This window comes from Bacillus sp. ISL-46 (genome assembly GCF_018613205.1).
On record NZ_JAGGQR010000015.1, the window covers coordinates 186,951 to 202,427 of the forward strand.

The window sequence follows — 15,477 nt, forward strand, 5'->3', positions numbered from 1 at the left end:
CCTCCCTTTTTTAAGGGAGTTAATGAACTAAAAAAGTTTAATACGGCAACTGGTAGCCAGCCTTTTTCAATTCTCTAATCGTTCTTGAAACAGGCAGACCGACAACCGCAAAATAGTCTCCATTTATTTTTTTGACAAGCATACTTCCGAGCTGCTGAATGCCATATGCACCTGCTTTATCAAGCGGTTCACCACTTTTTACATACGCCCGTATTGAGTCGTCAGTTAACTCCCAAAACCAAACTTCTGTTCTTTCATAAAACGTTGTTGTACCTGTTGGAGACACAATCGAAACTCCAGTAAAGACATCATGCTGCTTTCCTGACAAGCTTTTTAACATCGTAAATGCTTCTGCTTCATCTGCAGGCTTTCCTAAAATTTGATTATCCGCCACAACTATTGTGTCCGAGCCAATCACAAAGGCGTTCTGGTTTTCTTTAAAAACCGCCTGGGCCTTTCGGTCGGCTAACTCCATCACTACTTCTTTAGGAGAGAGAGCTGGGTCAAAACTTTCATCAACTTCACTACTTGAAATCGCGAATGTTAAACGGAGAGTTTCTAGAAGTTCTTTTCGCCGTGGAGAAGAAGAGGCTAAAATGAGGTTCTGCATTCGATCACCTTACCTTTTGGTACGTATTAGGGAGATACAATTCAATCGTATCAGAAATTGTAGTTGCAAACAATTTTTATACGAAAAAAATTTTGATGGAATTTGTAAAATTATGCGGAATAATTCTTTTTATGACATAATAAAAAGCCTATCCAGTTTCGATAGGCCTTATTTCCCGGAAAATATCGAGCTTTGTCAGATATTGATTACTTTGAAAAATACAATGACATGAAGTTTAGCAAGTGCTGTTGGGCATCACTAAGATTCTTTTCGGATTTTGATTCTTGAAATGCTTTTAGTTTCTCGTTCGCACTAACTAATTCTGCTTTTAGATCTTTTAATTTTTTGTTTTTAACACTACTCTTTAATTGTTCTTCAATCTCTATGAGGGCTTTGCTTGAATCCTCAGAAAGCGACTTGGTCAGGAGAGCACTCGAAGATGTAAGAGATAGCGTTTGATAAATGGTTGGTACAGCTTTTAAAAAGGTCTTTTCTTTTTCAGTAACACCGGTAAACTTCTTTTCATCTAATAACAGCGGCTTGGCAAACACATCTTCAATTCCATTTTCTTTATATTGACCCCCAAGAGCTTTAGCGGCTTCGATGGAATCCGCAACACCAAGGAATAAAAAGTACTTGCCATCCATTTCAACTGTTTGGGATGGTATGCCTTTCGAGTCTAAACTGGAAGATGTCTCCTTGGCACCAGCTTCCGATGAAAAAACTCCGCCCTGAATGACGTAAGCAGTTACTTGGGATATAGCTGCTGACGAGTTCTTGCCCTCCGTAGTTTTGGTTTCGGTGGTGCTAGCAGGCTTTTCAGTGACTACAGTAGGTTCAGTTACAACAGTCTTGTCAGTTGGTGTAGTTATCACTAACTTTAGCATCACAACCCCGATCGTTGTTCCGATAAGGATCGCGAAGACGGCAGAAATTAAAATGGTTCCTAACGGCCGGCCATTTTTCTTTTTAGTATTAGATGAAAAGGTTGTTATTTTGGGAAGGGCAGATTTTTTGCCACTTTGACTTGGTACAATTTTAAACTCCTCTATGTCATTTTCGGAGGATTCAGGAATAATCCAATCAAAACTTTCGTCGACAGACTCTTGTGCTGCCGCTGTCTCCATGAAGTTATCCGATTCCGAGAGATTCGAATTTATTTTTATCACTTTAGGAATGGGGTCGATGCTGGCTTCGACTTCTTTTGGAGGAACATCCAATTGGGGCGGGGTTTCTCCATTTAATTTGATCTTGATTGTATTGCCTTTATTAGGCTTGTCCACTAAACCGTACTCCTCTCTCTTCCATTGGTAATTGGTTTCATCCTATCATAAAGGCAAAAAAAAATAACAAGACTTTTGTCGTCTTGTTATCGTAGACTTTCGCCAAAATATTTACTAGTTGCGTTGGTGTTAATTATGGCTGCGTCCCGGTCGTGGCAGAGAACTGACTTAGTGGATTATCTTTACCAGCTGGTGCAGGTGCGTCGATTTTTGGAAGCTCTGCGGCTAGGTCTGTTAAACTCGGCATGTAGAAAGCAGAAATTGTCAGACTGTAGGATAATGGCTCATCTTCTTGGTCTAAACTGGTGATCTCTTGCCCGCCTGAATAACTGATCGATTCAACCACGACAATGCGGTTTAAAGATTCTAATGTATCAATAAACTTCTCTAAATCTTCATAGCTTGGTGATTCCACACTCAACGAAACGGTCAGCTTCTTCAAACCCGCAATTTGGACAGAAACGGTTTGTTGTGCCGCTGTGTCCTGATTGGCTGTGGCTTGACTCGTGTCAGTTTGATTCGTTGTAGCTTGTTGACCAGTAGCATCCAGTTGCTTGTTCAGCGGCAGTATTTACATCCGCATCTTTTGAAAAGCTCATTGAACTAATCTTACTTTTTGAAAGGTTTTCTGCTTTTTCTAAGTCTAATATCAATTGTTCCTGTAACGGCTTTACAGGTAATTTCTTCTGTAATTCCCGAGTATCTTCAGAAGTCTTTTTCGTATCCTCGGCCTTTTTTTGACTTACGATTTCCAATAGTTTTTGTTCGGACTCAAGTGACTGCTGTTTGTTCGCTAAATCTGATTTTAAAGGTGAGAGTTTAAAGAACTGAGCATAAACAAGGAATAATACCACTAAAAGAGTTACGATCCCAATTATTAGGCTTTGTCTTTTTGAGAAACGGAGCTTCATGAACCAGTCACTCCTTCCTCATTTTTGTTGCTCTTTTTAATATTCTTTTTAACAACTTCTTTATCGAGTTTTATTTCAAATTGACCTGTATAGCGAGGAAGGATATTATCGCTTACTGTCTTACTTTCGGTATTACTTGAAGGTGTCGTTGAATTGTTGACAGTACTTGTAGTTGTTGACGCGTTCGCCGTATTAGCTTGACCGCCAGTTCCAGTTGTTCCAGTTGTTCCTGCAGCTGAATTCGTTTGACTATTAGGATTTGAAGTTGAACTCTGATTAGTAACCGTTTGATCCGAATTAGCTGGATTGGTTTGGTTCGTTGTGGCTCGTTATTTGAGTCGTTGAATTTGTTGCGTTTGTTTGGTTAGTCGACGTTGTAGTATTAGTATTATCAACTGTTGATTCTGCGGTTGAGGCTGCTGCTAATGAGCTTAAACTTGCTTCCTCGATCCATTTGGATTCATTTAGGTTATCTAAAAAGTAGGCAGCTTCTCTAGCACTATCAAATTGAACGGTTAACGAGATCGTCCCTGCTTCTGTATAGGCAAAGCTTTGGATAAAGCCACGCTCAGGTAATAATGATGTCAAATGACGCATGACAGGAATCGTCTGTATCGGATAATCATTTGCCCACTCGATTGCCGTCTTTAATTGACTAACTGAGCTAGTAGTTTCAACTGTTTCTGTACTTTTATTTTCTTTGTCAGCAATCTTCTTTGTCATTGTGATTTGTCGATCTAATGAGGCGATTTCACTTTTGGTGGAATTGGTCTGCCAGAGGTAATATGAACCCACAAGGACAAATAGTACAACTAAACAAGACAAAGTGATAATAAAGCCGATCTTCTTCGGTTCCTTTTGGGGAAGCAGGTTAATTTCTACTAACATTATTGCACCCCTTTTAATGCGAGACCTAAAGGTAGTAATAAACTAGGAGGTACTCTTTCTATTTTTCCTTTTGAATTGGATTCAAGAGAAATCATATCGACAGGGACTTCAAATCTCTCTTTCATTTCATCGAAGATTGCTTGAAGCATTGGATGATCACCGTTCAGTAAAAACTTGGTGATATCACTTCTATCATTACTTAGTGAATAGCGGTAAAAGTCACTTAATTTATTAATCTCTCTGAATATATCCTCAAACTGAATCACTAACTCTTCTGTATCGCCCGTATACTTAAAAGCCAATTGACCATCCATTTCAACCTTAACATCCCATAGATCAACATTAAATGGTAGAGCAAATTGACGCATAACAAGCGGCACATTTTGTTCAAAGATAGATAAATTAACGCTCGTCAAGTCAAATTGAACCGAAAATATTACTTCATTTGCACTTGGTTGTTCCAGTTGATGATACAACCGGTACAGTGCAAGCGGGGAAATATCTGCTACAATCGGGTCAAGTTTGAGCTTGGCCAATAAACTCGAATACTCCATTACCTGCTGCTCAGGTGCTACAAATAAAAGTAAATCCCTTGTTTTCCCGTCACTTTTTAATGAATAAAAATCAAAGACTGGTTCTTCAAACGGTAAATGGATACTAGAATCAAGTTCTAAATATAGGTATCCCTGAATTTCATCCTCCTGAATTTCAGCAGGAACGGAAACTTTCCGGATGATGACCAGCGGATCTGGCACTAGAAAGCGAACTTGACGTCTTTGAATCTTCCATTCACCGATACATTCTTCTAGGATGTTTGCCAAAGAATCGATATCGATTATTTTCCCATCACTAATGATTCCAGGTGGGAGGAAGCGTTCGCACCATCTTTGATCAACAGGTGGATTCGCCTGTTTTAACTCAAGCAGACGAATCGAATGATCATTCAAAACGAGATTAATTATTAGGTTTTTAGATGTAAACAGGGAAAAAGCCATATAAAAAACCCCTTAGTTATAATCCTTGATTAAGGAAATGAATATACAAATTAATTAAATCCGATCCCCAATAATAAGCTGTTAATGTTCCAGCAGCGATAAATGGCCCAAATGGAATTGGCTGTCGTCTTTTAACAATTTTAAAAATTAAAGCAAGACCGCCAATAACGGCTCCGAACAATGTCGAAAGAAAGAAGGACAAAAGTACTAGTTTAAACCCTAGGACCAGTCCAAGTAAGGCATACAGTTTAACATCCCCACCACCCATTCCGCCTTTACTAATAATAGCAATGACCATCAGGAGGATGAAACCAGTTACTGCACCAAGAATACTGTCCCACCATGGGTTTAGCGGCCAAATAATCCGCTCCAATAAAAAAATCCCTGCAAACCAGATCAGAATTTTATCAGGGATGAGCATATAGTGAATATCTGAAACAATTATAATCATAAACATTGAGATTAGTGTTAGTGCCACTACTAATTCTCCAGACCAGCCAATAACTAATGGCGCTGTCATAAATAGTAATCCAGTAAGCAATTCAAAGATTGGATAGATAGGAGAAATCTGCGACTGACAGCCGCGGCATTTTCCTCCTTGTAATAAATATGAAATTACTGGAATAAGTTCATATGGTTTTAATTGATGCCCGCATGTTGTGCAAGCTGATCTTGGTTTGATAATTGATTGGTTTAATGGGACTCGAAGGCCGACTACATTAAAGAATGAGCCTAAGGCACAACTATATATGAATAGAATTATATAAGGAAAACAGGACATTTCCATTTAACTATCATTCTCCCTAATTAAATACTTTTTATTGGGCCAAATCACGAATATTGGGAGGATAAGCCATATAGGTGAACCAGGTTCCTGCAGGGACCAACAAAATCCAGGCAAGGAAAACAGAATTCCTGACGTGAGGTTTTACTTTCATGCTTATCCTCCTCTCGATCTTATTTAGATATAATTATTTTGCTATCATAAAAATAACTTGTCATAAAGAAATTATCTTATTTTTCAAATAGTTAGCCAAAAATGGTTTTACCTCTGAAATAAAATAGAGTGAACCCGTTATGACTAACATGCTGTTGTTATCAATATTTTGAATCTCTTCTATAAGAAAAGGACCCCAGTCATCGACTGCCAATTTGTTGGGTGATTGGCTAATTTTAAGTAATTCTTCTGCTTTAGCGGCACGTGGAAAATCGAAGCTGACAAAGACAATTTGGGAAGCCAGTTGGTCCAATTTGGCAATCATTTGATCAAGCTTTTTATCCGATAGCGCGGCAAACACGATCTGAATACTGCGATTTTGATATCTAGTACTTAATTCATGGGTTAGAGCAGATATTCCCTCTTCATTATGGGCCCCATCAATAATTACAAGTGGACTTTCAGAAAGGATTTCAAATCTCCCTGGCCAGTAAGCCCTTTTTAAGCCCGTACGAATAGCTTGCTCTGTAATCAGGAATGAACCTTTTTGATTTAAAAATTGGGCGGCCATGACAGCAAGTGCGGCATTTTCCGTTTGATGCTGACCGATCATTCTGATTTCTAATTGGTCGATGGTTTGAAGTTGAGTGATTACATCAAACACTTCACCATTTGAAAGGGATTTATGAGCACTAATCGAAAATTCCTGATTCAAGCGGTAAAGAGGTGCTTCTTTCTTATCTGCTTGTTCCTCAATTACCTTTATCGCCCCTGGATGTTTGACAGCCGTAAAAATAGAGGTGTTTTCTTTGATAATCCCTGCTTTTTCAAAAGCGATTTCCTCATAGGTGTTACCGAGGATGTTAGTGTGATCAAGACCAATATTGGTAATGATCGAGGCTAATGGCTGGATGATATTTGTTGAATCAAATCGACCGCCTAAACCGACTTCAAAAATGACAACGTCAACCTTGTTCATGGTTGCGAAATAATGGAACGCCATCGCGGTGATGACTTCAAACTCAGTCGGCCCGCCAAGCTCTGTTTCTTCTAATTCGTCCGCCAATGGGCGAATGATATTTGCTAATTGGAGCAGCTCCGCATCTGATATGGCTTTCCCATTCACACTGATCCGCTCATTGAACTGTTCAATATAGGGCGAGGTAAAGGTACCCACTGAATACCCTCCTGCTTCAAGAATCGAACGGAGAAAAGTAACGGTGGAGCCTTTACCATTGGTACCGCCAATATGAACGGTCTTCATTTTTGTTTCTGGATTGCCGAGTCTGTCCATCATCCATTCTATCCGCTTTAAGCCTGGCTTGATTCCCAGCCTTAACCGCGCATGAATCCATTCTAGGGCTTCTTTATATGTAGCAAACATTCGTGACACCCCATCTATATTTTAATGTTTGATTAATATTTACTTCTAAAGTGCAATCTATTTTTTGATTCGCTGATAAAAGTGGAATTTCCGCTGATAAAATCCAAAATCCGCTGATAAACTAGACGGATTCGCTGATATACTGCCGAAAACCGCTGATAAATTGTTTTTTTCTGTAAAGTTGCATCATTAAAACTGGTTTTTGATTGTGTTTTCAATGTTTAAGTAATAAGGCGAGACGAATCCTCAGAGAATTCGCCTCGCCAAACTAATTATTACCCTCTTAATTCTTTAATTCGTGCTTCGACAATCGCTCTTTTTTCGCGATAATCGTTTTCCTTTGCACGCTCTTCGGCTACAACACTCTCAGGTGCTTTTTTCATGAAGCCTTCATTGCTTAATTTCTTCTGAACTCTGTCGACTTCTTTATTTAAGCGGTCAAATTCTTTTTCGAGACGAGCGATTTCTTCATCGATGTTAATCAAGCCTTCAAGCGGCAGGATGATTTCTAAACCAGTAATCACGGCTGTCATTGCTTTTTCAGGCGTTTCAAGGTCAACGCCCATTTGTAATTCTTCTGGATTACAGAAGCGTTCAATATAGCCGCGGTTATTCTCGATTGCTTTGAGAACCGTTTCATCCTTTGCTTTGACAAGCATTTTGATTTTCTTACTCATTGGAGTATTTACTTCAGCACGAATATTCCGAACCGCGCGAATCATCTCGACGAGCAGTTTCATTTCTTGTGCTGCTTGGTCATCAGAATGAGCTGGATTTACTTCAGGCCAAGCTGCTGTCGTAATCGATTCTCCTTGGTGAGGAAGGTTCTGCCAAATTTCCTCGGTGATAAATGGCATGAATGGATGCAATAAACGCATCGTTTGATCTAATACATGCGCCAGAATCGAACGAGTTGTTTTCTTCGCTGCTTCATCTTCACCATATAGCGGCAATTTCGCCATTTCAATATACCAATCACAGAAGTCATCCCAGATAAAGTTGTAAAGCGCACGGCCAACTTCACCAAATTCATAACGGTCAGAAAGTCTTGTCACATGTTCAATCGTTTCATTTAAGCGTGTTAAAATCCACTTGTCCGCAACGGATTTTTCTCCGCTAAAATCAATTTCTTCGTAGGTCATACCATCCATATTCATTAACGCGAAACGGGAAGCATTCCAAATCTTATTGGCAAAGTTCCAAGTTGACTCTACTTTTTCAAAGCTAAAGCGTAAATCTTGACCTGGTGAACTTCCTGTTGACAGGAAGTATCGTAGTGCATCGGCACCGTATTTTTCGATGACATCCATTGGATCGACGCCGTTTCCAAGTGACTTACTCATTTTCCGTCCCTGTTCGTCACGAACGAGGCCGTGGATAAGCACATCTTTAAATGGACGCTCGCCTGTAAACTCAATGCTTTGGAAAATCATTCTGGATACCCAGAAGAAGATAATATCATAGCCTGTTACTAACACGTCGGTTGGGAAGTAACGCTTGAAATCAGACGCTTCTGTATCAGGCCAGCCCATGGTTGAAAAAGGCCATAGAGCAGAGCTGAACCATGTATCGAGTACGTCTTTATCCTGTTCCCAGTTCTCAGCGTCGGCCGGTGCTTCTGTACCTACATATACCTCACCCGTTTGCTTGTGATACCAAGCAGGAATGCGGTGACCCCACCAAAGCTGTCTTGAAATACACCAGTCGCGGATATTTTCCATCCAACGTAGGTAGGTTTTTTCAAACCGGTCCGGGACAAAGTTTACTTTTTCTTCTTTGTTTTGCAGTTCAATCGCTTCATCTGCGAGCGGCTGCATTTTAACAAACCACTGGGTGGAAAGATACGGTTCAACAACGGCTCCGCTTCGTTCCGAATGACCTACGGAATGCGGATGCTCTTCAATTTTGAAAAGAACGCCTTGTTCCTGCAAGTCCTTAACGATTTGCTTACGGCATTCAAAACGGTCGAGTCCTTTATACTTGCCAGCTCTATCATTCATCGAGCCATCTTCGTTCATTACGAGAACTCGCTCTAGATTATGACGATTACCCACTTCAAAATCGTTCGGGTCGTGGGCTGGCGTAATTTTTACCGCACCAGATCCGAATTCCATATCCACATAGTCATCACCAACGATTGGAATTTCACGGCCAACGATTGGGAGGATAACAGTTTTGCCAATGAGGTGCTTGTAGCGGTCGTCTTCTGGATGTACAGCAACCGCAGTATCACCCAGCATCGTTTCTGGACGAGTTGTAGCCACTTCAATCTGTCCAGAACCATCGGCAAGCGGATAACTCATATGATAAAAAGCACCTTGAACATCTTTATAAATTACTTCAATGTCGGATAGAGCTGTTTTGGTGGACGGATCCCAGTTAATAATATATTCCCCGCGGTAAATGAGACCTTTTTTATAAAGGGTAACAAAAACCTCTTTAACGGCATCAGATAAGCCAGCATCCAGCGTGAAACGCTCGCGGCTGTAATCAAGTCCTAGGCCAAGTTTCGACCACTGCTGGCGGATATGGGACGCATACTCTTCCTTCCACTTCCATGTTTCCTCGACGAATTTTTCTCTTCCTAGATCGTAACGGCTTTTGCCTTCATTGCGAAGTTTTTCTTCTACTTTTGCCTGGGTCGCAATCCCGGCGTGGTCCATACCTGGTAGCCAAAGAACATCATACCCCTGCATCCTCTTCATCCGGGTCACAATGTCTTGTAGGGTCGTGTCCCAGGCATGACCTAAATGAAGTTTCCCGGTAACGTTTGGCGGCGGGATAACAACCGTGTACGGCTCTTTGCCCTCATCGTTTTTTGCTTCGAAAAACTTACCGTTTAACCACCATTCATAACGCCCTTTTTCAATCGTTTGTGGGTCGTATTTGGTAGGCATTGTTAGTTCCTTTGTTTCCATTGTAAAATTCCTCCTTTGATTCCTGTTCCATACAAAAAACCCCATTCGTCATAAAAGGACGAATGGAGTTTGCTTCGCGGTACCACCTTTTTTCCAATCCAAAAAACTGATTGGCACTTATGTAGATAACGGATTTAGTCCGTCTTCAACTAATAGGATTTGGTCATCCGTTCGCAGAAGAAGCTCGTGGGCGACCTTCCGACTTTCTGCTTAGGAAATCTTCCAGCTAATGATTTCCCTCTCTTGAAGCAGGTTTGTATCGTACTCTTCCCTGTCGTTGCTTATATAATTAAATTATATAGTAATACTACCGAAAAAAAGGGTTTGACGTCAATAATGATAACCACTTTTTTTATTTTTTATACTATATGCCGTTTTTTTGGAGAGTTCTCCGCACTTGTGGAATATACATAAAGAAAAATATATGCCAGATTTGTAAAGGGGGGGTTGTCGGTGAAAAGAAATTTCCATAAATTTAAATACCAACCCTGGTTTAGAACCTGTCGGAGAGTTTGCGCACAGTTAATTATTCCGTTTGTGATCTTCCAATTTATTCGAACACTCATCATTCCAACGTTTTTCGATATCTTATTATTAACGGTTTTTGTTGCCATAGCCGTGTCACTATATTTTGAAATCGTTTAAGGAGCCCTTTTGCAGATGATTACTGCGGCTGGGCTCCTTCTTTTGCTGCTGCGGCGGCGGCTGCCTGCGCATCCATTTCGGTCATTCTCATGACGACATATTCGGAATTTTTCAAATGCCAGTAGCGGTGCTGCAGCTGACGGACATATTTTAATTCATTCTTTGGGCGCGACTTTCGATAATAGCTTTCTGCCACTTGGATGATTGGAATCGGAAGCGCTAAATAGCTGTAGAATAATAGTTTTTCATCTGCTTTAAATGGAAAGTATTTAAAGTAGTGGTATACCCAGTCAACGGCTGTGTCGCTGCGCTTCGGATTGGTATTTAAGGCACGTGATAAATAGGGAAGGAGATCGTGAATCGGTGAGCCGTAGTGAGCATTCTCAAAATTAATAAAAAAGCCGTACCCTTTATCATCATACAAGAAATGCTCGGGTGACAATTTTCCGTGCGTAATAACCATGCGGGCCTTTTCATTGTCTTTCGTTTTTTCATACCATTCTTCAAATTTCGTTTTCGAAAATCGGAGCGCCTGGCTGATTTCATTGTAATAGAGGCAATATAACAATTCAAACGGCGACATATAGGTCTTTTTTTCACATTCGTCGATGAAGCCATCGAGAAATGCCTGTTGTTTTTCATGCTGCTGAATCGTCTTTTCATAATGCTCGGTCCGCTCTTCTTTGTTCAAGGTAATTTCTTTGGCTGACAGGGTATGAAGACGAGCGAGTTCACGAAAGAGCTGATGATCCTTTTGCTGCCGGTCTTCCTTGTGTTCATTCGACATCCACGGCATTAAGTAATAAAGATTATTCTCGTGTAAGACCGCATACCTGCCGTCCATCGTAGGGTAAATGGGAACGATGCGATTATACCCTTTTTGGTAGAGGAGATGAACATGGCGAATGAAGTCGGTCCCGGTCGCAGGGTCGATTTTTTTTAAGGCAAACGTCCCTTTATTTGAATAAATCTTCTGAACGCTGCCGAAATCCTCTACAAAATGAGGCTCAACAAGGTAATTTTTTAAGATGGTAGCAAATGTGTTTAGTTGATTCGGGTTACTCAAGCGTACTCAACTCACTTTCATTTTAAAAGCGGAAGCGCCCGTTTAGCGGCGTATGGACTGGAGCACTTTGACTGTGTATGAAAAGAAGGTGAGCAGGTCAAAGTAACCCGCTCATCTTTTAATAATTATTTTTTTGTAAGGCTGCCGGGAATATATAATACTTGACCTTCAAATATATCTTGGCTGAGTTCAAGATTGTTGATGCGCATGAGGTTTTGTACCGAAACATCATATCGATCTGCCACGCTGTTAACGGTATCCCCTTTTTGGACGATACAAACTTTTACTTTCGCCTGGGCAGAACTTTCATCCTTCCGAGCAAAAAATTCAGTTAATGTCATGCTTTTCTTTTTTGGTGCTTTTTTCTTTTTAATATTCTTTGGTGGTGCTTCTTCATGTGCGGAAGAGCTTTCCTCTGCTGGATTAACTTCTTCTTCAAACTGGACGGTTGGAGGTGGCACTGGCTCTACTTCAACCACTTCTGGCTGGATGGTCTCAGCTGGCTGGCTAGCTTCGCTTCTTGCTTCTTGGAAATTCCATGAAGGTTTACTGGATTCACTTCTTGTTTCTTCGAATTCCCAGGCTGGTTTGCTGGCTTCACTCCTTGCCTCTACGAAATCCAAGGATGGTTGGTTAGCTTCTTCCTCAACGTCTTCCTGTGGTTGATAATTGAAGGTCGGAAACTTCGGTAAAATCTCCACACTCTCGTCTTCTTCTTGTGGTTTTCTTGCCTCAGCTTCAAACAAGAAGTTATCTTGGTAACTGCTCTGAACTGATGCAAGTTCGACTTCAATTTCTTCGGCATCTTCCTCAAAGAACTCAATTTCAGAGCGAGGGATAAGCTCAAGTTCAACTACTTCTTCCTGCGGTTGTTGCTGTTGCTTCTGTTGTTGCTCAGTTCCGTATAAGCCGCTAATAGTCAGTTCAGCTGCTAGCTTGAGGCAGCTGCGCTCAGGAATCGAATAATCAAAGGATTCGACGAGGACATCGATATCATAGATACTTTGAATTCGATTATTGGGGATCGTGATATCGACAGGGAATCGATGTGAAAACTCACAGTTTCCTCCCCCTCGTGCATCGACCCTCTCTACAAACTTTTGCGATGTTACATCTTCATCTTCGTTTTCATTGGTAGGTTCGTAACTTTTATATTCGCCTGTGAGTTCTAGCGAACCTCTTATGGTTACGTACTGATCGTTTTCTTGGATGGTAATGTCTGGGTCTAGAGAAATGGAAACAAGCTCTTCGACTTCCTGTCCTTTTCTAAACCACAATGACTCCTCCAAAGAAAATCGTAGGCACGATTGATTCTCCTGAGACAAAGCGACTCCTCCTTTCGTTTCCTTCACTCAAAATCACTATGTCACTTACACTCTATGAACCAAGGCTTTTATTTATGATAAAAAAGAGAGTTTCGTCTGGAAAAGAATCGTATTATTTGGGAATGGGGGTTTGATTGAAGTTTTTTTGAGGGGTGGGAGCTGGTTTCTAATTAAGTTTCTAACCTCACAAAAAACACCCACCAAAAAAGTGGGTGCCGGGAACCATCTTATTTAAGCTTCGAGAATGCAATCTCTGCTGCACGGATTGTCTTTTCAATATCCTCATCGGAGTGCTCCGTAGATAAGAACAATCCTTCAAATTGTGAAGGCGGCAAGAAGATCCCTTGAAGAGCCATCTCGCGATAATACGCTGCGAAGAATTCCAAATTGGATGATCTTGCTACCTCATAATTAATGACGGCTTCATTGGTAAAGAAGAAGCCAATCATCGAACCTGCACGGTTAAATGTTATTGGAATATCATATTTTTCAGCAGCAGCCTTAAAGCCTTTTTCCAGTAAGTCACCCTTACGGATAAACTCCTCATAATGTGCTGGTGTTAATTGGCTTAACGTTTCATAGCCAGCTGTCATTGCAAGTGGGTTACCAGACAGTGTTCCTGCTTGATAAATCGGGCCGCTTGGAGCAATCTGCTGCATGATTTCCGCCTTACCGCCGTAAGCACCAACAGGAAGACCGCCGCCGATTACTTTTCCAAGACATGTAATATCAGGAGTGATATTGAAATAGCCTTGTGCACAATTGTAGCCTACACGGAAGCCAGTCATTACTTCATCAAAAATAAGCAATGCGCCGTTTGCTGAAGTAACTTCACGCAGACCTTCTAAGAATCCTGGCAGTGGTGGAACTAGTCCCATATTTCCGGCCACAGGTTCAACGATAATACACGCGATATCGTCGCCAAATTGTTCGAACGCAAACTTCACGCTCTCAAGGTCATTGTAAGGCACTGTGATGGTATTTTTCGCTACACCTTCTGGAACTCCAGGGCTGTCAGGTAAACCAAGTGTGGCCACGCCTGAGCCAGCCTTAATCAAAAGGGAGTCCCCATGACCATGGTAACAGCCTTCAAATTTCAAAATCTTATTCCGGCCCGTATAGCCTCTGGCTAAACGAAGCGCACTCATCGTTGCTTCTGTTCCTGAAGATACCATCCGAATAACTTCGATCGATGGTACCCGTTCAATGGCAAGATTAGCTAGTTTATTTTCCATTAAAGTAGGTGCACCGAAACTTGTCCCAAGTTCAGCAACCTTTTTTAAGCCTTCTACCACACGGTCATTCGTATGGCCGAGGATAAGCGGCCCCCATGAAAGAACATAGTCAATGTACTCATTGCCATCTATATCATAGATTTTAGAACCCTTTCCTCTTTCCATAAAAATCGGGTCCATATTCACGGATTTAAAGGCACGAACCGGGCTATTCACTCCGCCTGGCATGATGGTTTGGGCTTCTTTAAATGCTTCAATCGACTTCGTATAAGAACGCATTCTGTTCCCTCTTTTCAAATTATTGGTCTTCTTTTAACCAGCGAACTGCATCTTTGGCAGCATAAGTAATAATAAGGTCAGCGCCTGCACGTTTCATACCCATTAACATTTCAAGAACCGTGTTTTTCTCATCAATCCAGCCGTTTTGGGCAGCGGCTTTAACCATTGCATATTCTCCGCTTACGTTGTAAATAACAATCGGTAAATTAAAGGTATTTTTCATATCACGAACAATGTCAAGGTATGGCATACCTGGCTTCACGATTAAGAAATCGGCACCTTCCTCGACATCAGATTCTGCTTCTCTAAAGGCTTCCATTCGGTTAGCAGGGTCCATTTGATAGGTCTTGCGATCACCGAATTGCGGCGCACCTTCCGCAGCTTCACGGAAAGGTCCGTAGAATGCCGATGCATATTTTACGGCATAAGACATGATCGGAATCTCTGTAAAGCCTGCTTCGTCCAATCCCGCACGAATCGCCGCAACAAAGCCGTCCATCATGTTAGATGGCGCAATAATGTCTGCACCTGCTTTCGCTTGAGCTACCGCAGTTTTTACAAGCAATTCAAGTGATTGATCGTTTAGAACCTTCTCCCCTTCAACTACTCCACAGTGCCCATGGCTTGTATACTCACAAAGACATGTATCAGCAACGACAATGATTTCTGGGAATTTTCCTTTGATAAAACGGGTGGCCACCTGGACAATCCCATGGTCATGAAATGCTTGCTCACCGCATGCATCTTTCGTTTTTGGAATCCCAAATAGGAGAACGGATTTAATTCCATGGGCAACGATATCTTCCATTTCTGCTTCCAAATAATCCATAGATACTTGGTATACTCCAGGCATGGATGAGACTTCATTGCGAATATTCTCACCTTCATAAATAAACAACGGATAAATAAAGTCCTCCGCTTTTAAGTGATTTTCTCTAACAAGTGAGCGCATGCTCGCACTTGAGCGTAAGCGGCGATGACGTTTAAATTGAAGTTCCATT

At 41.2% G+C, this 15,477-nt stretch carries 14 protein-coding genes and 1 other annotated feature; of the genes, 1 reads left to right on the forward strand and 13 read right to left on the reverse strand.

The features are described 5' to 3' along the window. Positions 1-37 precede the first annotated feature (37 nt). From J7E67_RS10620 to J7E67_RS10660, 9 genes are all read right to left on the reverse strand, one after another. Positions 38-610, reverse strand: a complete 573-nt coding sequence (locus tag J7E67_RS10620; RefSeq protein ID WP_088089149.1) for a Maf family protein — start codon at positions 608-610, stop codon at positions 38-40. Positions 611-816: 206 nt separating this feature from the next. Then, positions 817-1,893 (reverse strand): SPOR domain-containing protein, encoded by a 1,077-nt coding sequence (locus J7E67_RS32100; RefSeq protein WP_214731771.1) that lies wholly within the window; start codon positions 1,891-1,893, stop codon positions 817-819. 133 nt (positions 1,894-2,026) lie between these two features. Continuing rightward, complete coding sequence (locus J7E67_RS10630) at positions 2,027-2,335, reverse strand: hypothetical protein (protein ID WP_214731773.1); 309 nt, start codon at positions 2,333-2,335, stop codon at positions 2,027-2,029. 67 nt (positions 2,336-2,402) lie between these two features. Further along, positions 2,403-2,804 (reverse strand): hypothetical protein, encoded by a 402-nt coding sequence (locus J7E67_RS10635; protein ID WP_214731775.1) that lies wholly within the window; start codon positions 2,802-2,804, stop codon positions 2,403-2,405. Between the two features lie 297 nt (positions 2,805-3,101). Further along, positions 3,102-3,692: a PilN domain-containing protein gene (locus J7E67_RS10640; RefSeq protein WP_214731777.1), complete on the reverse strand. Its 591-nt coding sequence runs from the start codon at positions 3,690-3,692 to the stop codon at positions 3,102-3,104. Beyond that, positions 3,692-4,687: a type IV pilus biogenesis protein PilM gene (pilM, locus tag J7E67_RS10645; protein WP_214731779.1), complete on the reverse strand. Its 996-nt coding sequence runs from the start codon at positions 4,685-4,687 to the stop codon at positions 3,692-3,694. Before pilM ends, J7E67_RS10640 begins: the two co-directional genes overlap by 1 nt. A gap of 16 nt (positions 4,688-4,703) precedes the next feature. Then, positions 4,704-5,468, reverse strand: a complete 765-nt coding sequence (locus tag J7E67_RS10650) for a prepilin peptidase (RefSeq protein WP_214731961.1) — start codon at positions 5,466-5,468, stop codon at positions 4,704-4,706. A gap of 217 nt (positions 5,469-5,685) precedes the next feature. After that, complete coding sequence (locus J7E67_RS10655; RefSeq protein ID WP_214731781.1) at positions 5,686-7,008, reverse strand: bifunctional folylpolyglutamate synthase/dihydrofolate synthase; 1,323 nt, start codon at positions 7,006-7,008, stop codon at positions 5,686-5,688. A 275-nt stretch (positions 7,009-7,283) separates the two neighbouring features. Further along, positions 7,284-9,926, reverse strand: coding sequence for a valine--tRNA ligase (locus tag J7E67_RS10660; RefSeq protein ID WP_214731783.1), 2,643 nt, complete (start codon positions 9,924-9,926; stop codon positions 7,284-7,286). Positions 9,927-9,977: 51 nt separating this feature from the next. Continuing rightward, positions 9,978-10,213, reverse strand: a binding site (T-box leader). A gap of 166 nt (positions 10,214-10,379) precedes the next feature. Between J7E67_RS10660 and J7E67_RS10665 the strand changes: the two genes are divergently transcribed. Further along, complete coding sequence (locus tag J7E67_RS10665) at positions 10,380-10,571, forward strand: hypothetical protein (protein WP_214731785.1); 192 nt, start codon at positions 10,380-10,382, stop codon at positions 10,569-10,571. A gap of 19 nt (positions 10,572-10,590) precedes the next feature. On the opposite strand, the gene ysxE is transcribed toward J7E67_RS10665, so the two are convergent. The 4 genes from ysxE to hemB form a co-directional block, all read right to left on the reverse strand. Continuing rightward, entirely contained in the window at positions 10,591-11,637 is a 1,047-nt protein-coding gene (gene ysxE, locus J7E67_RS10670) for a spore coat protein YsxE (RefSeq protein ID WP_214731787.1), read from the reverse strand. A 125-nt stretch (positions 11,638-11,762) separates the two neighbouring features. Continuing rightward, positions 11,763-12,989, reverse strand: coding sequence for a stage VI sporulation protein D (gene spoVID / locus J7E67_RS10675; RefSeq protein ID WP_308161385.1), 1,227 nt, complete (start codon positions 12,987-12,989; stop codon positions 11,763-11,765). 200 nt (positions 12,990-13,189) lie between these two features. Continuing rightward, complete coding sequence (gene hemL / locus J7E67_RS10680; RefSeq protein ID WP_214731790.1) at positions 13,190-14,476, reverse strand: glutamate-1-semialdehyde 2,1-aminomutase; 1,287 nt, start codon at positions 14,474-14,476, stop codon at positions 13,190-13,192. A gap of 19 nt (positions 14,477-14,495) precedes the next feature. After that, on the reverse strand, positions 14,496-15,476 hold the full coding sequence (gene hemB / locus J7E67_RS10685) for a porphobilinogen synthase (protein ID WP_214731792.1): 981 nt from the start codon (positions 15,474-15,476) through the stop codon (positions 14,496-14,498). Between the last annotated feature and the right edge of the window lies 1 nt (position 15,477).